The organism is Mycobacterium sp. ACS1612 (assembly GCF_001667505.1).
Classification (GTDB): Bacteria; Actinomycetota; Actinomycetes; order Mycobacteriales; family Mycobacteriaceae; genus Mycobacterium.
Genome location: NZ_LZHZ01000006.1, coordinates 1 through 17,667, shown reverse-complemented (window position 1 = coordinate 17,667; position 17,667 = coordinate 1). Strand labels below are relative to the sequence as shown.

Sequence of the window (17,667 nt, the reverse complement as noted above, 5' to 3'; positions counted from 1 at the left end):
TTATTCTCGCATATTCACGCGTTTCCGAGTCGCGAAATACGTCACCGAATTCACGGCGGATGTCACGGTTGGGTATCGTGCCGACGTGGCCTCCCGTGATCACGGCGACCCGGGCGATGCGCCGTCGGTCCCTCCCCCGCTCACCGCTGCCGTCAACTCGGTTCGGCCGTCGGCGGCCGAAGAAGCCCGCACCATCGCGGCGTCGACGAACACCGGCACGCTCGCGACGCTGACCGCCGACGGCGACCCGTGGGCGTCGTTCGTCACCTACGGATTGCTCGCCGGCGCGCCGGTGCTGTGCGTGTCCAATCTCGCCGAGCACGGTCGCAATATCGCCGCCGACCCACGCGCCAGCATCGCGATTGTGGCGCCGCAGCGCGAATCCGATCCGTTGGCCAGCGGACGCGTCACCCTGGCAGGCGTCGTCGAGCAACCGGAAGGCGACGAGCGGGCCGCCGCCCGCGACGCGCACCTGGCCGCGGTCGCGGCCGCGAAGTACTACATCGACTACAGCGACTTCACGCTGTGGGTGCTGCGTGTGCACCGGGTGCGCTGGGTCGGCGGCTACGGGCGGATGGACTCCGCGACGGGCGAGGCGTACAGCGCCGCCGAACCGGACCCGGTGGCGCCGCACGCCGATGGCGCGATCGCGCATCTCAACAACGACCACGCCGACGCGCTGGTGGCGATGGCGCAGACCCTCGGCGGATACCCGGACACCACCGCTGCCACCTGCACCGGCGCCGACCGGTACGGACTGGATCTGCGGGCTCTCACCCCACGCGGCGTCGCGTATCCCCGCATCGGCTATGCAGGCCCAATCGACTCCATCGATGAATTGCGTTCGGCCACGGTCGAGTTGACCCGTCGGGCCCGGAAAGCCTGACCTAGGCTCTCGATATGTCTGTCACCGACCGCCCGGACACCTGGCAAGCCGCCTTCGATCTCATCCGCACGCGCGGCTACGAGCATCGCGAGGAGCCGTTCAAGTTGGCCAGCGGCCAACTGTCCCATGACTACATCGACGGCAAGTTCGCCGTCGACACCGGGGAGCGGTTGGCGATCGTCAGCAGGGCGGTCGCCGACCTGGCGGCCCGGCACGGTATCGAGTTCGACGCCGTCGGCGGGCTGACGATGGGCGCGGACCCGTTGGCGCACGGCGTCGCGATGGTCACGGGCAAGGCCTGGTTCTCGGTGCGCAAGGAGCAGAAGCAGCGCGGCCGCGAGCAGTGGATCGAGGGCACCCGGATCGAACCGGGGATGCGGGTGTTGCTTGTCGACGACGTGATCAGCACCGGCGGGTCGACCGAGAAGGCCTACGAGCGGGTGACGGCGGCCGGTGCGGTGGTCACCGGTGTGATCCCGATGGTGGACCGCGGCGACGTGGCCACCGAGCGCTTCGGCGCACGCAACGTGCCGTTCGTCGCGCTGGTCACCTACCGCGACCTGGGGATCGAACCGGTCAAAGACGTGTGACCGAGAGCGCATCAATATTGACCCGCTGCGCGTCAAGACCCCGTCAAAACCCGTGCCATCGGATGATGACGGGCGCACGGTGGCCCTATGACATTGCTGGACTATCTGCCGTCGCTGCACAACGCCGCCGCTTCCAGGATCGACCCGGCGATCTGGCCGCTGACCGCCACCGTGGACGAATTGGGCAGGCTGTGTGTCGGCGACGTGGCGCTGATCGATATCGCCGATGAATTCCGCACCCCGACATACGTTCTGGACGAGGCCGACTTCCGGCACCGGCTGCAGACCTATCGCACGATGCTGCGTGAGGCCGAAATCCGCTACGCGGCCAAGTCATTGCTGACCACCGACGTGGCCCGCTGGGTGGCGCAGGAGGGCGCTGGCGTTGACGTCAGCTCCGCCGGTGAGCTGACCATCGCGCTGGCCGGCGGTGTGGATCCTTCGCGGATCGTGCTGCACGGCAACGCCAAACCGGTCGACGAGTTGAGCGACGCGGCCGCGGTCGGCATCGGCCGGGTGGTCATCGATTCGCCGATGGAGATCGCCTACCTGTCCTGTGTCGCCAGGCGACGACAGCCGGTGCTGATCCGGGTCACACCCGGCATCGACATCGGCGGCCATCCCGCAGTCACCACGGGCATTGACGACCAGAAGTTCGGCTTCGCCCTCACCGACGGGCACGCCGTCGCCGCGGCGCAGCGCATCCTGCACCAGCCTGCGCTCGAGTTGGTCGGCCTGCACTGCCATATCGGCTCACAGGTCACCGACCCGACCCGCTACGGCGAGGTCGTCCGCAGGATGATCGCCGCGATGGCCGACATCAGGCGTTCGCACGGCGTCCTACTGACTGAGCTCAACATCGGCGGCGGCCACGGAGTCCCCTATGTGACAGGCGATTCCGAGCTCAGCGTCGGTGAACTGTCGGACATCATCTCCGACGCGCTCGACTGGGCGTGCGCCACGGAGCGGTTCCCCCGGCCGCGCATCGTCATCGAGCCTGGCCGGGCGATCAGCGCGCGTGCCGGTGTCACGCTGTACCGGGTGGTGTCGGTGAAGTCGCAGCCAGGTGGGCGGACCTTCGTGGCGGTTGACGGCGGCATGTCCGACAACCCGCGGGTTGCCCTGTATGGGGCGAAATACACTGTGGCGCTGGCTAACCGGCATGCGCCGGGCCCGGCGCGGCGGGTCACCATCGCGGGCAGGCACTGCGAATCTGGCGACGAGATCGCCCGCGACATCGAGTTGCCCGCCGACGTGCACCCCGGCGACCTGCTGGCGGTGGCCTGCACCGGCGCGTATCAACACAGCATGGCGTCGAACTACAACATGGTGGGCAGGCCGCCGATCGTCGCGGTGAGGCACGGGCGGGTCACCGAACTGGTGCGCCGTGAAACCACCGCGGATCTGCTTGCGCGCGACCGTGGTTGGTCAGGCAAAGACTGAGGGCAACGCCTATCATTCGGTGGTGGACGCCGCGCCTGAGGTGCGCACGACAGCTGGGGTCGTGCGGGGCCGATGGGAGCATGATGTCGCAGTCTTTCGAGGCATCCCGTACGCCGAGCCACCAATTGGGACACGGCGATTCGACGCACCTGTACGCATCGCGCCATGGGACGGCACGCGCGACGCACTGAAGTTCGGCCCGCCGGTGCCGCATGGGCTGACCCTCAATGTATGGTCGCCTGAGCTCGGAGTCGCAGGCCTCCCCGTCATGGTGTGGATACACGGCGGCAAGTACCTCGAGGGCAGCACCGCCGACCCGCATCAGAACGGGACGACCCTCACCGAATCTGCCGTGGTGATGGTGAGCATGGACTACCGCGTCGGCGTAGATGGTTTCGCCCATATAAATGGAGCACCCGACAACCGGGGCATCCTCGACCAGATCGCTGCGTTGCAATGGGTGCAGGACAACGCCGCAAAGTTCGGCGGCGACCCCGGGAATGTGACGATCTTCGGCCAGTCCGCGGGCGCCGGGTGCATTGCTGCCCTGCTCGTTATGCCGATAGCGGCCGGGCTGTTTCGCCGAGCGATTGTCCAGAGTATGCCCGGCACCTACTTTTCCGAAAAGCTGGCCGCCGTGATCTCCTCGACCATCGCTGCGGAACTCGGGGTACAAGCGACCGTTGGCGAACTGACCGGATTTCCGCCGCTGGCGATGGTCGAGGCGACGCACGCGGTGCTCCAGCGAATGCCGGAATTCGTGAACGTATGGGGGCCGGTCGCGCTGACACCCACACCGTTCTCGCCCGTCGTCGACGGCGTCATTCTTCCTGCGGCGCCCTGGACCGGATTGAGCGGCGGCGCGGCCCGCAATATCGATCTGCTCGTCGGCCACACCAGGGACGAGTTCTCGCTTTTCACCCAACACGACAAGGTGATGACAGACGAGCAGGTGGCCGCCGCGCTCGGGTGTTTCGCACCCGCACTCGATGGAAGCGGCTACCGCGACGCCTATCCAGAAGCGACATCCAGCGAGCTGTACGCAACGGTGAACTCGGACTGGCTGTTTCGGATGCCTGCCGTCCATCTCGCCGACGCGCACTACGTAGGTGGTGGACAGGTGTGGCTATATGAGCTCTGCTGGAGCTTCGACGCGCAGGTGGGTGCATCGCACAGCTTGGACTTTCTACTGGTACTCGGCACGCTGGGAGTCGACGTGGTGCGCGCCCACCCTTCTGCTCCTGCGGACGCGGAGACTGAGATGCGGCGAGTTTCGCGGCAAATGCGCACCGACTGGGTGCGGTTCGGGACGACAGGCGACCCAGGCTGGGCTCCTTACGATCCGGCCTCACGACTCACCCGGGTCTACGATGCTGACCCCATGACCGTGCCTTACCCCGAAGAGCGTTCGCGCCGCATCTGGTGCATGCACCAGTTCGACACGCTTGACCTACCGATTTGATCAGGACGCCTGCACGACTAGCACACCCGTCGGTTCGACACCGACGGCGACCCGGTCCCCCGGCGTGAACGTCTTGGCCTTCGAACTGACCATCTGCGCGCTGATCACCGCGCCGTCGTCGAGCGTGGCGTACACCCGAGAGATGGGTCCGAGGAACGCCACCGAACTGATGGTCGCGGGGCCCGCGGGATCGGGGGTGATGGTCACCGACTCCGGTCGCACCATCGCCATACCGCGGCCCGTGACGGACCCTTCGAGTGCGGGCACCGCGGTACCCAACAGGTGGGCCTGCCCGCCCGAAACCTCGGCCGGCACCTTGTTGTTCAGGCCGACGAACTCCGCGACGAACGGCGTGGCGGGGTTGGCGTACAGATCGGCGGGGGCGGCCAACTGTTCGAGCTTGCCCTGGCTCATCACCCCGACACGGTCCGCGACGGCCAGCGCCTCCTCCTGGTCGTGCGTGACAAACAGCGTCGTCGTGCCGACTTCCAGTTGCACGCGGCGGATCTCGTCGCGCAGTTGGGTCCGCACCTTGGCGTCCAACGCCGACAGCGGTTCGTCGAGAAGCAGCACCCGCGGTTGGATCGCGAGCGCGCGGGCCAACGCGACCCGCTGCTGCTGACCGCCGGAGAGTTCACTGGCGTACTTGTGCTTGTGCGCCGAGAGGCCGACCAGATCCAGCATGTCGGCGGCCCGAGAAGTGCGTTCGCTCTTCGGTTTTCCGCGCATCTTCAAGCCGAACGCGACGTTGTCCAGGACGGTCAGATGCGGGAACAGGCTGTACGCCTGGAACACCATGCCCATATCGCGTTTGTTGGCGGGCACGTTGCTGACGTCCTGGCCGCCGACCGAGACGCTGCCCGAGGTGGCTTCGTCAAGGCCTGCCAGGATACGCAGCGCGGTGGTCTTACCGCAGCCTGAGGGCCCGAGCAGCGCGACGAGTTCACCTGGCTCCATGTGCAGGGTGAGCCCGTCGAGCGCTTTCACGCTGCCGTAAACCCTTGTCAGGTCGTTGAGTTCGACGGCGACTCCGTTGGTGGTCATGCGGCTGCTCCAGGTTGGACGACGTTCTCGACGGTGGCCCTGCGGCGGCCGCGGGTGACCAGCGACAGGATGAGCAGAAGCAGGAAGCCGAAGATCAGCACGGCCAGCGATGCGGCCACCGACGTCGGGCCGTCGGTCTTGCCGATCTGCACGATCTGCACCTGCAGGGTCTGATAGCCGGACAGCGACGCGATGGTGTACTCGCCGAGCACCACCGCGATGGAAATGAATGCGGCCGAGAGTATTCCGGACCAGATGTTGGGCACGACAACTCGCAGCATCGTCGTCGGCCACCCCGCGCCCAGCGAGCGGGCCGCCTCGGCGAGCGTCTTGAGGTCGATGGACGCCAGTGCGCCGTCGATGGCCCGGTACGCGAACGGCAGCACCAGCACGACGTAGACGAACGTCAGCGTCAACGCGGATTCCCCGAGGAAATAGGTCACCCACAGATAGACGTTGCGCAACCCCACCACGATCACCAGCGCCGGGATGGTCAGCGGCAGCAGGCACAGAAACTCCACCATGCCCTTGGCCCAGGGTGTGCGCAGTCGCACCCAGATCATCGTCGGCACCAGCACCAGCAGCATCGCGATCACGGTGAAAACCGCGAGCAGCAAGGAGATCACAATCGATTCGTAGAGGGCTTGGTCGGCGATAAGGTTCTGCCATGCCTGCCCGGTGCGGCCGCCCGCGATCAGGTTGCGGGTGGAGAAGTCCGCCATCGCGTAGAGCGGAAACAAGAAGAAGAGGCCGAAGACGATCCACAACACGGCACGGACGACACGGCTCATCGCAGCCACCTCGCCGTGCGCCGGACCATGGCGTTGTACGCCATCATCACCAGGGCCACCACCACGATCATCTCGAGCGCCAGCGCGTACGCGAACCCGGACTGGCCGAGCACCACTTCACTGGTCAACGCGGCGCGGATCAGCAGCGGCACGATGGGGCTGCCCTGGCTGACCAACGCGGCCGCGGTGGCATACGCAGCAAAAGCGTTGGCGAACAACAGGAGCGCCGAGCCGAGGAATGCGGGCGTCAGCAGCGGCACCGCGACTTCGCGCCAGTAACGCCACGTCGAGGCGCCGAGGCTGACCGCCGCCTCCCGCCACTGCTCGCGCAGTCCCTCGAGCGCAGGCACGAACACGATCACCATCAGCGGAATCTGGAAGTAGGTGTACACCAGGATCAGCCCGGACAGCCCGTAAAGCCAGCCCGAGCCCGCGAGGTTGAAGCCGAAGATCTGCTGCACCCACAACGTCAGCACCCCGTTCAGGCCGATCGTCGCGAGAAACGCGAATGCGAGTGCCACACCGCCGAATTGGGCCAGCACGCTGCACAGCGAGATCACCGCGCGCCGAACCATCGAGGTTGGGGGGCTGCTGACGATCAGCCACGCCAGCACCGCGCCGAGCACCGCCCCGATCAGCGCGGTGCTGCCCGAGAGCAGCACGCTCTTCCACAACGCACTCAACGCGGTCTCGGAGAACAACGCCTGGATCTTCGCCAGGGAGAACGCGCCGTCGGCGAAGAACGCGCTGACGATCACCGTCACCGTCGGGATGATCAGGAAGATCACCACGACGGCGAGGAACGGCACCAGCGGCAGCGCGTCGCGCAGCTTGCGTAGCACCGTCAGCCGATCGCCTTGGCCCAGTTTTCCGACAGATACTTGGTGGCCTTGTCGGTCTGATCCGGGCTTGGCACCGTGACGGGTCCGTCGATGACCGGGATCTTGCTGACCGACGCCTTGTCGATGGTGCCCGCCGCCAGCATCTGGTCGGCACGCACCGGGCGCACTCCGCCTGCGGCATAGAGGTTCTGGCCCTCGTCGCTGTAGAGGAACTCCTGCCACAGTCGTGCCGCCGCCGGATGCGGGGCGTCCTTGTTGATGGCCTGGTAGTAGTAACCGGCGACCACCGCGTTCGGCGGAACGTACACCTGCCAACTCGGCAGCTTGGCGGTGGTGGCGGCGTTCAGGTAGTTCCAGTCGAGTACGACTGGCGTCTGGCCCGATTCGATGGTCGCCGGCGTCGGGTCGACCGGCAGGAAGTTACCCGCCTGCTTGAGCTTGCGGAAGAACTCGACGCCCGGCGCGATGTCGTCGGCCGAACCGCCTTGGGACAGCGCGACCATCAGCACGCCGGAGAACGCGGCGCCGGCCTGTGTCGGGTCGCCGTTCAACGCGACCTTGCCCTTGTATTCGGGCTTGAGGAGGTCGTTGACGTTGCCGATCGGCGGCACCTTGCTGGTGTCGAATCCGATCGACATGTAGCCGCCGTAGTCGTTGACCCAGGCACCGTTGGCGTCCTTGTACGCCGACGGAATGTCGTCGAACGTCGCCACCTTGTACGGCGCGAACATCGCGGTATTGGCCAGCGCCACCGACTGGCCAAGGTCGAAGACGTCGGGCGCGCTGCTCTTGCCCTTCTGTTGATTGGCGGCGTTGATCTCGTCCTGGCTGGCGGCGTCGGGTTGGGCGGAGTTGACCTTGATGCCGTACTTGTCCGAGAAGGCCTTGATGATGGCACCGTAGTTCGCCCAATCCGGCGGCAGCGCAATCACATTGAGCTCGCCCTCCTTCTTGGCCGCGGCGACGAGCGCATCCATCCCACCGAAGTCGGCCGCCGACTTCGCCTCACTGACCTTCACGCCGGACTCCGTCTGGCCGCCCGAATTGTCCTTCTGCGGTGGGGCGCAGCCGATCAGGCCGGCGAAGACGAGTGCGGATGCGGCGGTGACCGCAAGGAGCGACTTGTTCATTGGCGAAACCTTCCGATGAGCGGGAGACCGCGCGGTGGCCCGGCGGTGACGACGCCGAGTCACGGTGGTGAATGAATCCAACCGGGGCGACCGAACCTTATCGTGGCGGCGTTGATGCCGCTGTGCGTTCTCTGTACTCCGATCAGATTTCAGCTGCCCGCCCATTTGCCCTGGTCCGGGCGATAGCATCGCTGTGTGGTTGAACGCGAAGCCTCGGGGGACTTCGACTACCTCTGGGACGACCAGGTCGACGCGGTCGAGTCGACCGGTGATGACCTGGCATTTCACCAGGATCCGGCCGAGACGCCCGACGATCTCCTGAAGGGTCCGGTCGATGATCAGTGGGACGAGCCGGACGACAATTTCTGGGATAACCAGCCCGATGTGGTCGACGGCGACGACCGGTTCGACCCGTTCAACGACACCACATGGAGCTTCAAGCCTGCCCCCATTCCCTGGTATCGCACCAAGCAGGCGATGACGGCGATCGTTGCGGCGTCCGCGGCGATGGCCGCGATTGTGGTGTCCGGTGTGCTGCTGGTGTTCCGCGGTGAGAGCGGCACCGCGACGGAGGTGACGTCGTCCGTCACGCCGACCGCACCGACCAGTGTCGCGCCCTTGCAGGTGGCCAGCAGCGAGGCGCCGCCGCCCGTCGCGCCGCCGCCGCCGCCTGCTCCTCCGCCGGAGACCGCCTCCCCGGTGAGCCAGGCGCCGCGCTATGAGGCTCCGCGAGTGCAGCCGCGGCCGACCAAGCGCCCGGAGATCAATGTCACCCGCTCACCGCTGAGCGTCGCGCCGCAGCCCCGCGGCGGGCGCTAGAGCTGGCGGTCGCGCCAGGCCAGCATGTCCTTCAGCTCACCGAAGTCGTAGCCGTCGTCCGTCGGATGGATCTCCGTGGTGAACAGCGTGACGCCCTCCGCCAGGAACGCATCGGCCTCCTCGCGTCCGGTCCAGTGCACGGCCCGCTCGATCTGCTCCTCGGCGCGACCCGCCTCGCTGGCGAGATCCTTCAGGATCGCGTTCTTGCGTTGGAACTCCGGCACGCTGGCGAAGGTGTGCCAGATGTCGGCGTGCTTGGCCACGATGGGCAGCGTCCGCTTTACTCCGACACCGCCGACCAGGATCGGGATTCTGCGGACTGGCGGCGGGACCAGCTGGTCCAACCGGTTCTCGATGCGCGCCAGGCCGTCTTCGAACAGATCCATCCTGGACTTGACGGTGCCGTACTCGTATCCGTAGACCGTGTAGTCCTTTTCGTACCAGCCTGAGCCGAGCCCTAGGATCAGCCGGCCACCACTGATGTGGTCGACGGTGCGGGCCATGTCTGCCAGCAGGTCGGGGTTGCGGTAGCCGATCCCGGTGACCAATAGTCCGATTTCGGCGTGGCTGGTGATCTCCGCCCACGACGCCAGCGCGGTCCAGCCCTCGAAGTTGTTGACGTCGAGCTGGTGGGGCAGCAGCTCAGGGCCATCGCCGGAGACGACGACGAACGGCTTGTGGAAGTGGTCGTAGCCGAAGATGGCGTCGGCGCCGAGATCGTCGGCGGTGCGCACCGCCTCGCGCCAGCTCCGATAATCGGGCGTGCCGCCGGGCCAGAGCTGGACACCGACACGGATGTGATTGGTCATGGTGGTCACAACGCGGCGCGGGACCGCGGCTATTGCCGCTGACGATATCCGTCGTCGATGGCCGTCATAACCGCCAAGCATCGCCGATCGGTGCGCCGCCGAGATTTACTTCAGGTATGGCAACAACACTGGAAGGCTCGGTCGCCTTGGTGACCGGCGCGACATCGGGTATCGGCAAAGCGATCGCACTGCAGTTGGCCGCCTTCGGCGCCGAGATCATCGTGCACGGCCGCAGCGCCGATCGGGGCGCGGAAGCGGTGCGTGCGATCGAAAACTCCGGCGGCAAGGCACGTTTCGTGGCCGCCGACTTGTCGAGGCCCGCCGACGTCCGTCGGTTGGCCGATGAGGCGGGTGCCGTCGACATCCTGATCAACAACGCGGGCGTGTACCGGTTCGGGACGACCGCGGACACGGATGACGCCTTCTTCGACGAGCACGTGAACATCAACGTGCGTGCGCCGTACATCCTGGTGCAGAAGCTGGTCCCCGGCATGGCCGAGCGTGGACACGGTGCCGTCGTCAACATCAGCACGCTGGCCGCGTCGACCCCGGCGCGCCAGGCGGGCATCTATGGCGCCACCAAGGCAGGCCTGGAATTGCTGACCCGGGTGTGGGCCGACGAGTTCGGCCGCTCCGGCGTGCGGGTCAACGCGGTGGCGGCCGGACCGACGGAAACACCGGGCACCGAGGTGACGCCGGGGCTCACCGACGGGCTCGCCGCCACCACGACGTTGGGTCGGGTGGCCGAACCCGACGAAATCGCCGGCGCTGTAACGTTTCTGGCCTCACCGGACGCGAGCTACGTCAACGGTGCGATTCTGCATGCCACTGGCGGCCAGCTCGCCATCGCGCCCTAGCGTCAGCTGTCGTCGGCGGAGTCGAATGCGGTGATGAAGCCCGCGACATCACGCCGGCGCAAACTGGCCAGCCACACGGCCCACGTTCGGCGAACCAGCGGGTTGCCCGCCAGCGGTGCCCAGGCAACCGAGTTGGGCATCTGATCCGCCAGGTGTCGGGGGGCGAGCGCGAACGCCCGACCCGAGCTCACCGACGCGAACTTCACTGCCGCGATCAGCTCCAGCCCGTCCGGCACCGGCGGGCCCACGTCGATGCCGTGGCTGCGGAAGATCGACGTCAGTTCGTCGAACCACGCCGGACTGCCCGCCCGCGGAAAGCCGACCCACCGCAGGTTTTGCAGGGCCGCCAACTGCACACCGTCGGGCCCGGCAATCTCGTCGGCGACCTCGGGTGCGAGCAAGACTCCCAGGCCCTCCCGGGACACCAGCATCGCGTCGAACTCCGGACCGGCAGGGCGTTCACGCACCAGGCCGACGTCGAGGGTGTTGTCGCGCAGCGCCGCAAACTGCGCCGCGGTCGACAACTGGCGCGGAACAACCCGTGCGTTGGGGAATTTTTCGGAGAAGCGCGCCAGCGTCGGCGGCAGCACGTCGGGGTCCAACTCCAGCGGGACGCCCAAGCGAATGACGCTGACGCCGTCGGCGGTCAGTTCGGCCATCGTCGCGAGCGCCTGGTCGCGACGCGCGAGCACCGCGCGTGCCTCGGCCAGCAGCGTGCTGCCCGCTGCCGTCGGTTGCACGCCGGTGCTGCTGCGCACCAACAGCTTGACCGCGAGTTCGCGTTCGAGGTTGTTCACGGTCTGGGACAGCGCGGGCTGGTTGATGTGAAGGCGCCGTGCCGCCGCCGAAAGACCGCCCTCCTCGACGATCGCGACGAATGCGGCGAGTTCACGGAACTCCATGGCTCCGTGAGGCTACGCGGCGCTTTCGTCTGCAGTCCACAGCTGGTCGACGGCGACCAGCGCGCGGTTGAGGCTGTCGGCGGCCAGCGGCCGCAGTTCGGCCATCGCCGGATTGACGTCGGCCATCGTGAGTTCGGCGGTGATGAATCGCGGCTGCAGGCCGGTCATCGATACGCCGTGGGTCAGCCAGGTCTGCGCGTGGTCCCAGCCTTCGCGGGGCGTACCTGGCCCGTATCCGCCACCGCGGCTCGCCAACACGACGAAATCGGTGTCCCCGAGCAGACCCTGCTGGGTTTCGGCGTCGATCGACAGGCCCGGCGCGACGATGTGGTCGACCCAGGCGTGCACCGTGCTCGGCGCGCCGAAGTTGTACAGCGGCAGGCCGAGCAACACGGTGTCGGCTTGCTTGATCTCGCCGACCAGCGTGGCGCTGAGTGTGCCCGCGGTCGCGGGATCCAAGTGAGGGATCGGTTCGGCCGCGAGGTCGCGATAGGTGACGGTGCCGCCGGGGTGCGTCGCACGCCAGCGGTCGGCGGCGCGGGCGGTCAGCCGGCGACTGACGGACCGGTCGCCCTGTACCGAGGAGTCGATATGCAGCAGGTGGGCCATCTGTAATCCTCCATAGATCATTGGTGTAATACAAACTATCTATACCAGGTCGAGTGTTGGTTTATTCCAGTAGCCTGGTCAGGTGGATGACCTGCCGATAGTTCGCCCTGCGGAGCACCTGTCCACACCGCTGCTCGTCCACCTGGCTCGTCGGATGCAGACCGAGGCGGAGGCCGAACTCGAGGTGTTGGGTCTGCGTGCCAGGCACGTCATCGTGCTCACGCTGTTGCGCGATCACGGCGAGCAGAGCCAGTCCGATCTGGCGGGGACGCTCGGCATGGACCCGACGAATGTCGTCGCGCTGCTCAACGAGTTGGAAAGCGACGACCTGGTGCAGCGCAGGCGGTCGCCGCAGGATCGGCGACGCCACACCGTCTCGCTGACCAATGCGGGGCAGGCGCGGTTAAAGGAAGTCGAGGCGCTGCTGACCGGTGTCGAGCAGCGCGTGCTCGAGGCGCTCACGCCGGAGGACCAGCAGACGTTGTACGACCTGCTGGCGCGCGCCGCGTCAGGTATGTCGTGTACCGAAGCGGCCCGGAATACTCTGGAGTGATGGCCGACAACGAGGCGCAGGCCATGTTCGCGGCCGCGCCGGTGGCGATGCTCGCCACGGCGAGCGTCGACGCGAAACCGCATGTGGTGCCGGTTGTCTTCGCCGTGCACGACGGTGTCGTGTACACCGCCGTCGACGCGAAACGTAAATCGACGCAACGGCTTCGCCGGTTGGCCAACATCGAGGCCAACCCGGCGGTCAGCATGCTCGTCGACCATTACGACGACGACTGGTCTCAGTTGTGGTGGGTGCGCGCGGACGGCGTAGCGGCGGTGCACTACAGCGGCGAGGAAATGGCCGCCGGCTACGCCCTGTTGCGCGCGAAATATGTTCAATACCAACGCGTTGCGCTCGACGGACCGGTGGTCACGGTCGAGGTGCGGCGGTGGGCCGCCTGGCAGGCGTAGCGCGTTAGGCCGCCGCGGGCACCTTGTCCAGGAAGCCCAGTACGGTCGCGATGCGACCGGAGTCGTCGATGACGGCAACGTCGAATCCGACGATCGGCGCCTCGGCGCCCGCCGGGCCCAGCTCCCATCCGAAGCGAGCCTGGTTGTGGTGGCCGTCGACCGGGCCGGCCAACCGGAATGTGGACCCGGGGAACTGGTCCTGCACGGCACCGATCATCGCGGCGATCGCGTCGTGTCCTTCTGCGGCCGCCAGCGGGTCGGTGTAACTGGCGTCGGCGGCGTAAAGCTGCGCGACCGCGGTGCGACGGGCGACCGGGTCGGTCTGATTCCAGGTGTCGATGTAGCGCTGCGCGAGTTCGTCGAAGTCGATCATGTGCGTAAGCCTGGCGGCGGCGCGATCAGGTGTCGATTACCTGCGGGGTAGCGCCGACGAAAGTCGCCGAATCGCTTGTGCTCGGTGTCGGTTGGGGGAATTGTGGTTTAACACACGCCCCGGTAGCGATGCTGCTGCCGTCAGGAGGACATGTCATGGCTGACAAAGCGACAACTTCGCAGGGCGCCGGAGCCGCCCCGACCGCGGACAGTCCGGCCGCCATCCGCAACGTGGTGCTGGTGGGACCATCGGGTGGCGGCAAGACCACACTCGTCGAGGCGCTGCTCGTAGCCTCCGGGGTGCTCACCAGACAAGGCTCGGTGGTCGACGGCACCACCGTGTGTGACAGCGACGAGGCGGAGATCGCACAGCAACGGTCGGTCGGCCTGGCCCTCGCGTCGCTGCGATACGACGGCGTCAAGGTCAACCTGATCGACACCCCCGGCTACGCCGACTTCGTCGGCGAGTTGCGGGCCGGGTTGCGGGCCGCGGACTGCGCGCTGTTCGTGATCGCCGCCAATGAAGGCGTCGACGATCCGACCAAGTCGTTGTGGCTGGAGTGCGCTCAGGTCGGCATGCCGCGCGCCGTGGTGATCACCAAACTCGACCACGCCAGGGCCAACTACGAGAGCGCACTGGCCGCGGCGCAGGAAGCGTTCGGGGACAAGGTGCTTCCGCTGTATCTGGCCGCCGACACCCCGTGCACGGGCCTGATCGGACTGCTGACGCAGACGCACTACGAGTACGCCGACGGCAAGCGAAGCGGCATGCATGCACCCGACGCTTCGTACGCCGATGCGATCGAGGAGATGCGCGGCTCGTTGATCGAGGGGATCATCGAGGAGTCCGAGGACGAGACGCTGATGGAGCGCTACCTCGGTGGTGAGGAAATCGACCAGGCGGTGCTGATCGGCGACCTGGAGAAGGCCGTCGCGCGGGCGTCGTTCTTCCCGGTGATCCCGGCCTGTAGTGGCACCGGCGTCGGCACTCTCGAACTGCTCGAGATCATCACCAGCGGATTCCCGTCGCCGCCCGAGCACACGTTGCCGGAGGTGTTCACCCCGCAGGGCAAAGCGCGTAACGAGTTGGGTTGCGACCCGGACGGGCCGCTGCTGGCCGAGGTGGTCAAGACCACGTCGGATCCGTACGTCGGCAGAGTCAGCCTGGTCCGGGTGTTCTCCGGGACCATCAGGCCGGACGCGACTGTGCATGTGTCGGGCCATCTCTCGCAGTTCGTCGACTCCGGCGGATTCCTTTCCTCACATACCGATACGGGCGCGATGGCCGCGCATGCGGACCACGACGAGGACGAGCGGATCGGCACGCTGTCGTTCCCGCTCGGCAAGCAGCAGCGGCCCGCGCCGTCGGTGGTGGCAGGCGACATCTGCGCGATCGGCAAGCTGTCCCGCGCCGAGACCGGCGACACGCTCTCCGACAAATCCGATCCGCTGGTGCTCAAGCCGTGGACCATGCCCGAACCGCTGCTGCCGGTCGCGGTGCAACCGCGGGCGAAGACTGACGAGGACAAGCTGTCGGTGGGATTGCAGCGGCTAGCCGCCGAGGATCCGACGCTGCGCATCGAGCAGAACCCGGAAACCCATCAGATCGTGCTGTGGTGCATGGGTGAGGCGCACGCCGGTGTGGTGCTGGATGCCCTGGCCCGTCGCTACGGGGTGGCCGTCGACACTGTCGAGTTGCGGGTGCCGCTGCGAGAGACGTTCGGCGGCAACGCCAAAGGACACGGCAGGCATGTCAAACAGTCCGGCGGGCACGGCCAGTACGCGGTGTGCGACATCGAGGTGGAGCCCCTGCCGGAGGGGTCGGGTTTCGAGTTCGTAGACAAGGTGGTCGGCGGTGCGGTGCCCCGCAACTTCATCCCGAGCGTGGAGAAGGGTGTGCGCGCGCAGATGGAGAAGGGCGTCGGCGCCGGCTATCCGGTCGTCGACATCCGGGTGACCCTGTTCGACGGTAAGGCGCACAGCGTGGACTCGTCGGACTTCGCGTTCCAGATGGCAGGCGGGCTGGCGTTGCGCGAAGCGGCGGCGGCGACGCGGGTGAACCTGCTCGAACCGGTCGACGAGGTGTCGGTGCTGGTGCCCGACGACATGGTCGGCGCCGTGATGGGCGATCTGGCCGGGCGGCGGGGTCGGGTGCTGGGCACCGACAAGGTGGGCGAGGACCGCACGATGATCAAGGCGGAGATACCCGAGGTCGAATTGACGCGCTACGCAATCGATTTGAGGTCTCTGTCGCACGGGTCCGGATCATTCACGCGATCGTTTGCCCGCTACGAGCCGATGCCCGAGTCGGCGGCAGCCAAGGTGAAGACGTCTGCCTGAACCAGTTCTCGGTATCGACTTCGGCCGGGTGATCGAGGGCGGACTTGGCGCGGACGAAGCCGCCGACACCAGCTTCCTCGGTTCCACGTTGGAAGACGCGGTGGCGTCGCCGGCCACCCCCGGCGTGTTCGAGGTGCTTCCGCGACTGGTCGACATGTTCGGCGGCAGGGCGTGGATCATCTCGAAATGCGGTGTCCAGACTCAACTCAAGACGCTGGCGTGGCTGGACCGCCACGACTTCTACCGGCGCACGGGCTTGCCGAGCAGCAATGTGCGGTTCTGCCGCGAACGCACGGACAAGGCCACCCATTGCCGTGAACTGGGTGTCACACACATGATTGACGACAGGATCGACGTGCACGCGGCGATCCGCGACGTCGTTCCGCATCTGTACCTGTTCGGCCCCCAGGACGGTGAAATCCCGGATTGGGTTGTCCATGTGCCGGATTGGCCCGCGACCGCCAGGCGAATCGCGTCGGACTTTACCGGCTAGCAGGGGGGCCGCTTTGGGCGCCAACCGGGAGGACGCCCGCCCATCTCCGGAGAAACCTGGAAGGCGGAAGAGCGCAATCTTCCCTAATGATAGGCATTTTCGAGGAGTTCTTATGAATTTCAAACGGGTTATCGGCAGTGTGGCGATCGCCAGCGCCATCGGTGTGTCCAGCCTCGGCATCGGTGCGGGAGTCGCCAACGCCAGCACCGACAGCACCCATTCAGGCACCGCGGTGGTGCAGCCCGTCGACTGGCGCGGTTACGGCCATGGCCACGATTGGGGGCACGGTTACGGACGCGGCTTCCGTGGTGGATGGCCCGATAATCACTGGTGGCATCCGTGGTTCCGGCCCTGGCGCTGGTGAGCCTTAGCGTCCTGCGCGGCAACATCACTCATCGCTTCGGTCCGGTGGGTGGGTGTTGCCGTGGAGGAGTTCCTCGGGGTGGTGGGCGTGGTTGGTTTCGGGTGGGCGGGTGCCGTCGGTCCAGGCCAGTCGGCCGGTGTCGGTGACGCTGGTCTGGTAGTGGCCGTCGGTGACCAGTTTGTGATCCGGTCCGCAGGCGAAGAACAGGCAGTCTGCGTCGGTGTGACCGTCCGGTGACCAGTCCGGGCTGTGGTGGACCTCGCAGAAGTAGCCCGGGGCCGTACACCCCGGGCGGGTGCAGCCGCCGTCGCGCAGGTAGCAGATGATGCGCTGATCGGCAGTGGCGATACGGGTTTGGCGGCCCAGATACAGCGGGCGCTCACTGTGATCATCGAACACCCCCAGGTAGTGCAGCCCGCCCGCAGCGGCCATACGGATCAATTCACGCATCGGCAACCAGGTGTCCCCGCCGGTGCGCGCCGGCGGCGGCATCGGCACCGCCGGATCAGCGATGGCGCGGGCGGCAGCGTCGAGTTCGGCGGCGGTGGTGCGCGCGATCACCGTCACCGGGATCCCGCGATGGCTGCCCAGCGCGCCCGAGGCGATGCCGGCCTTGAGGCCGAGTTTGACTCCGTCGTGGCAACGCTGCGCGGCACTGCGGTCGTCGGGGGTTTCTTCGATACCGCCGTCGGGTAGATGCCGGCCCGGGCGCACGGCCGCCGCACAGGCCTCCAGATAGGCCCGGGTTTCCGGATCGACATAGCCGTGCAACCTCGACATCCCGTCGCGGCCCTGCGGGCCCAGCGTCAGCCCGCGCCGCCGCGCGCGGTCCTCGTCGGTGAAGTCACCGTCGGGATTGAAGATCTCATCGATACGTTTGGCCAGTTTCTTGACGATCTCGGCGTCGGTTTTGAGCGCCTCACCCACCAGCGAGGCTTCCACCTCGTCACGATC

20 protein-coding genes are annotated in these 17,667 nt (G+C 66.9%); 11 read left to right on the top strand and 9 right to left on the bottom strand.

Annotated features, from left to right (window positions below):
- The first annotated feature begins 85 nt into the window (after positions 1 to 85).
- The 4 genes from A5724_RS03555 to A5724_RS03540 all read left to right on the top strand — a co-directional run bounded on the left by A5724_RS03555 (position 86) and on the right by A5724_RS03540 (position 4,381).
- The gene (locus tag A5724_RS03555; RefSeq protein WP_067796583.1) at positions 86 to 886 is read left to right on the top strand and encodes a HugZ family protein; all 801 of its coding nucleotides are present in this window, start codon (positions 86 to 88) and stop codon (positions 884 to 886) included.
- A gap of 14 nt (positions 887 to 900) precedes the next feature.
- Complete coding sequence (pyrE, locus tag A5724_RS03550; RefSeq protein WP_067796328.1) at positions 901 to 1,476, top strand: orotate phosphoribosyltransferase; 576 nt, start codon at positions 901 to 903, stop codon at positions 1,474 to 1,476.
- An 87-nt stretch (positions 1,477 to 1,563) separates the two neighbouring features.
- Positions 1,564 to 2,919, top strand: coding sequence for a diaminopimelate decarboxylase (gene lysA / locus A5724_RS03545; protein WP_067796325.1), 1,356 nt, complete (start codon positions 1,564 to 1,566; stop codon positions 2,917 to 2,919).
- Complete coding sequence (locus A5724_RS03540; RefSeq protein ID WP_369830599.1) at positions 2,864 to 4,381, top strand: carboxylesterase/lipase family protein; 1,518 nt, start codon at positions 2,864 to 2,866, stop codon at positions 4,379 to 4,381. The genes lysA and A5724_RS03540 overlap by 56 nt, the downstream gene beginning before the upstream one ends.
- On the opposite strand, the gene A5724_RS03535 is transcribed toward A5724_RS03540, so the two are convergent.
- The 4 genes from A5724_RS03535 to A5724_RS03520 are packed head-to-tail and all read right to left on the bottom strand — an operon-like array spanning position 4,382 to position 8,188.
- Positions 4,382 to 5,425, bottom strand: a complete 1,044-nt coding sequence (locus A5724_RS03535; protein WP_067796322.1) for an ABC transporter ATP-binding protein — start codon at positions 5,423 to 5,425, stop codon at positions 4,382 to 4,384.
- Complete coding sequence (locus tag A5724_RS03530; RefSeq protein WP_067796319.1) at positions 5,422 to 6,216, bottom strand: ABC transporter permease; 795 nt, start codon at positions 6,214 to 6,216, stop codon at positions 5,422 to 5,424. Before A5724_RS03530 ends, A5724_RS03535 begins: the two co-directional genes overlap by 4 nt.
- Positions 6,213 to 7,064 carry an ABC transporter permease subunit gene (locus A5724_RS03525; protein WP_067796577.1) on the bottom strand — a complete coding sequence of 284 codons (852 nt, stop codon included), beginning with the start codon at positions 7,062 to 7,064 and terminating at the stop codon, positions 6,213 to 6,215. The genes A5724_RS03530 and A5724_RS03525 overlap by 4 nt, the downstream gene beginning before the upstream one ends.
- Positions 7,061 to 8,188, bottom strand: a complete 1,128-nt coding sequence (locus A5724_RS03520) for an ABC transporter substrate-binding protein (RefSeq protein ID WP_067796316.1) — start codon at positions 8,186 to 8,188, stop codon at positions 7,061 to 7,063. The genes A5724_RS03525 and A5724_RS03520 overlap by 4 nt, the downstream gene beginning before the upstream one ends.
- 195 nt (positions 8,189 to 8,383) lie before the next feature.
- Here A5724_RS03520 and A5724_RS03515 point away from each other — a divergent pair, with 195 nt between their 5' ends.
- Positions 8,384 to 9,007, top strand: coding sequence for a hypothetical protein (locus A5724_RS03515; protein ID WP_067796313.1), 624 nt, complete (start codon positions 8,384 to 8,386; stop codon positions 9,005 to 9,007).
- Here the strand turns inward: A5724_RS03515 and A5724_RS03510 are convergent.
- The gene (locus A5724_RS03510) at positions 9,004 to 9,816 is read right to left on the bottom strand and encodes an LLM class F420-dependent oxidoreductase (RefSeq protein WP_067796575.1); all 813 of its coding nucleotides are present in this window, start codon (positions 9,814 to 9,816) and stop codon (positions 9,004 to 9,006) included. The genes A5724_RS03515 and A5724_RS03510 overlap by 4 nt on opposite strands.
- A 116-nt stretch (positions 9,817 to 9,932) precedes the next feature.
- Here A5724_RS03510 and A5724_RS03505 point away from each other — a divergent pair, with 116 nt between their 5' ends.
- Positions 9,933 to 10,673 (top strand): SDR family NAD(P)-dependent oxidoreductase, encoded by a 741-nt coding sequence (locus A5724_RS03505; protein WP_067796310.1) that lies wholly within the window; start codon positions 9,933 to 9,935, stop codon positions 10,671 to 10,673.
- A 2-nt stretch (positions 10,674 to 10,675) separates the two neighbouring features.
- Here A5724_RS03505 and A5724_RS03500 read toward each other — a convergent pair whose 3' ends face one another.
- The gene (locus A5724_RS03500) at positions 10,676 to 11,575 is read right to left on the bottom strand and encodes a LysR family transcriptional regulator (protein WP_067796306.1); all 900 of its coding nucleotides are present in this window, start codon (positions 11,573 to 11,575) and stop codon (positions 10,676 to 10,678) included.
- Between the two features lie 12 nt (positions 11,576 to 11,587).
- Complete coding sequence (locus A5724_RS03495; RefSeq protein ID WP_067796304.1) at positions 11,588 to 12,184, bottom strand: FMN-dependent NADH-azoreductase; 597 nt, start codon at positions 12,182 to 12,184, stop codon at positions 11,588 to 11,590.
- An 82-nt stretch (positions 12,185 to 12,266) separates the two neighbouring features.
- Between A5724_RS03495 and A5724_RS03490 the strand changes: the two genes are divergently transcribed.
- Both A5724_RS03490 and A5724_RS03485 read left to right on the top strand, forming a co-directional pair.
- On the top strand, positions 12,267 to 12,737 hold the full coding sequence (locus tag A5724_RS03490) for a MarR family winged helix-turn-helix transcriptional regulator (protein WP_067796302.1): 471 nt from the start codon (positions 12,267 to 12,269) through the stop codon (positions 12,735 to 12,737).
- On the top strand, positions 12,737 to 13,144 hold the full coding sequence (locus A5724_RS03485; protein ID WP_067796299.1) for a TIGR03668 family PPOX class F420-dependent oxidoreductase: 408 nt from the start codon (positions 12,737 to 12,739) through the stop codon (positions 13,142 to 13,144). The genes A5724_RS03490 and A5724_RS03485 overlap by 1 nt, the downstream gene beginning before the upstream one ends.
- Positions 13,145 to 13,148: 4 nt before the next feature.
- On the opposite strand, the gene A5724_RS03480 is transcribed toward A5724_RS03485, so the two are convergent.
- Positions 13,149 to 13,517, bottom strand: a complete 369-nt coding sequence (locus A5724_RS03480) for a nuclear transport factor 2 family protein (protein ID WP_067796297.1) — start codon at positions 13,515 to 13,517, stop codon at positions 13,149 to 13,151.
- A gap of 155 nt (positions 13,518 to 13,672) precedes the next feature.
- Here A5724_RS03480 and A5724_RS03475 point away from each other — a divergent pair, with 155 nt between their 5' ends.
- The 3 genes from A5724_RS03475 (at position 13,673) to A5724_RS03465 (ending at position 16,713) form a co-directional block, all read left to right on the top strand.
- Positions 13,673 to 15,856 carry an elongation factor G-like protein EF-G2 gene (locus A5724_RS03475; RefSeq protein ID WP_067796572.1) on the top strand — a complete coding sequence of 728 codons (2,184 nt, stop codon included), beginning with the start codon at positions 13,673 to 13,675 and terminating at the stop codon, positions 15,854 to 15,856.
- A gap of 28 nt (positions 15,857 to 15,884) precedes the next feature.
- A complete protein-coding gene (locus A5724_RS03470) occupies positions 15,885 to 16,349 on the top strand; it encodes a hypothetical protein (RefSeq protein WP_232004688.1) in 465 nt (154 codons plus the stop codon).
- Between the two features lie 112 nt (positions 16,350 to 16,461).
- On the top strand, positions 16,462 to 16,713 hold the full coding sequence (locus tag A5724_RS03465; RefSeq protein WP_067796291.1) for a hypothetical protein: 252 nt from the start codon (positions 16,462 to 16,464) through the stop codon (positions 16,711 to 16,713).
- A 24-nt stretch (positions 16,714 to 16,737) separates the two neighbouring features.
- On the opposite strand, the gene A5724_RS03460 is transcribed toward A5724_RS03465, so the two are convergent.
- Positions 16,738 to 17,667: HNH endonuclease signature motif containing protein (locus A5724_RS03460; RefSeq protein ID WP_067796288.1), on the bottom strand; the 930-nt coding region annotated here is incomplete at its 5' end.

What these genes read in the sequence shown, in the direction of transcription:
- A5724_RS03535 (WP_067796322.1), bottom strand. Translation starts at nt 5,425, where the DNA reads ATGACCACCAACGGAGTCGCCGTCGAACTCAACGACCTGACAAGGGTT.
- A5724_RS03485 (WP_067796299.1), top strand. Translation starts at nt 12,737, where the DNA reads ATGGCCGACAACGAGGCGCAGGCCATGTTCGCGGCCGCGCCGGTGGCG.
- A5724_RS03465 (WP_067796291.1), top strand. Translation starts at nt 16,462, where the DNA reads ATGAATTTCAAACGGGTTATCGGCAGTGTGGCGATCGCCAGCGCCATC.
- A5724_RS03480 (WP_067796297.1), bottom strand. Translation starts at nt 13,517, where the DNA reads ATGATCGACTTCGACGAACTCGCGCAGCGCTACATCGACACCTGGAAT.
- A5724_RS03500 (WP_067796306.1), bottom strand. Translation starts at nt 11,575, where the DNA reads ATGGAGTTCCGTGAACTCGCCGCATTCGTCGCGATCGTCGAGGAGGGC.
- A5724_RS03505 (WP_067796310.1), top strand. Translation starts at nt 9,933, where the DNA reads ATGGCAACAACACTGGAAGGCTCGGTCGCCTTGGTGACCGGCGCGACA.
- A5724_RS03495 (WP_067796304.1), bottom strand. Translation starts at nt 12,184, where the DNA reads ATGGCCCACCTGCTGCATATCGACTCCTCGGTACAGGGCGACCGGTCC.
- lysA (WP_067796325.1), top strand. Translation starts at nt 1,564, where the DNA reads ATGACATTGCTGGACTATCTGCCGTCGCTGCACAACGCCGCCGCTTCC.
- A5724_RS03475 (WP_067796572.1), top strand. Translation starts at nt 13,673, where the DNA reads ATGGCTGACAAAGCGACAACTTCGCAGGGCGCCGGAGCCGCCCCGACC.
- A5724_RS03510 (WP_067796575.1), bottom strand. Translation starts at nt 9,816, where the DNA reads ATGACCAATCACATCCGTGTCGGTGTCCAGCTCTGGCCCGGCGGCACG.
- pyrE (WP_067796328.1), top strand. Translation starts at nt 901, where the DNA reads ATGTCTGTCACCGACCGCCCGGACACCTGGCAAGCCGCCTTCGATCTC.
- A5724_RS03530 (WP_067796319.1), bottom strand. Translation starts at nt 6,216, where the DNA reads ATGAGCCGTGTCGTCCGTGCCGTGTTGTGGATCGTCTTCGGCCTCTTC.
- A5724_RS03520 (WP_067796316.1), bottom strand. Translation starts at nt 8,188, where the DNA reads ATGAACAAGTCGCTCCTTGCGGTCACCGCCGCATCCGCACTCGTCTTC.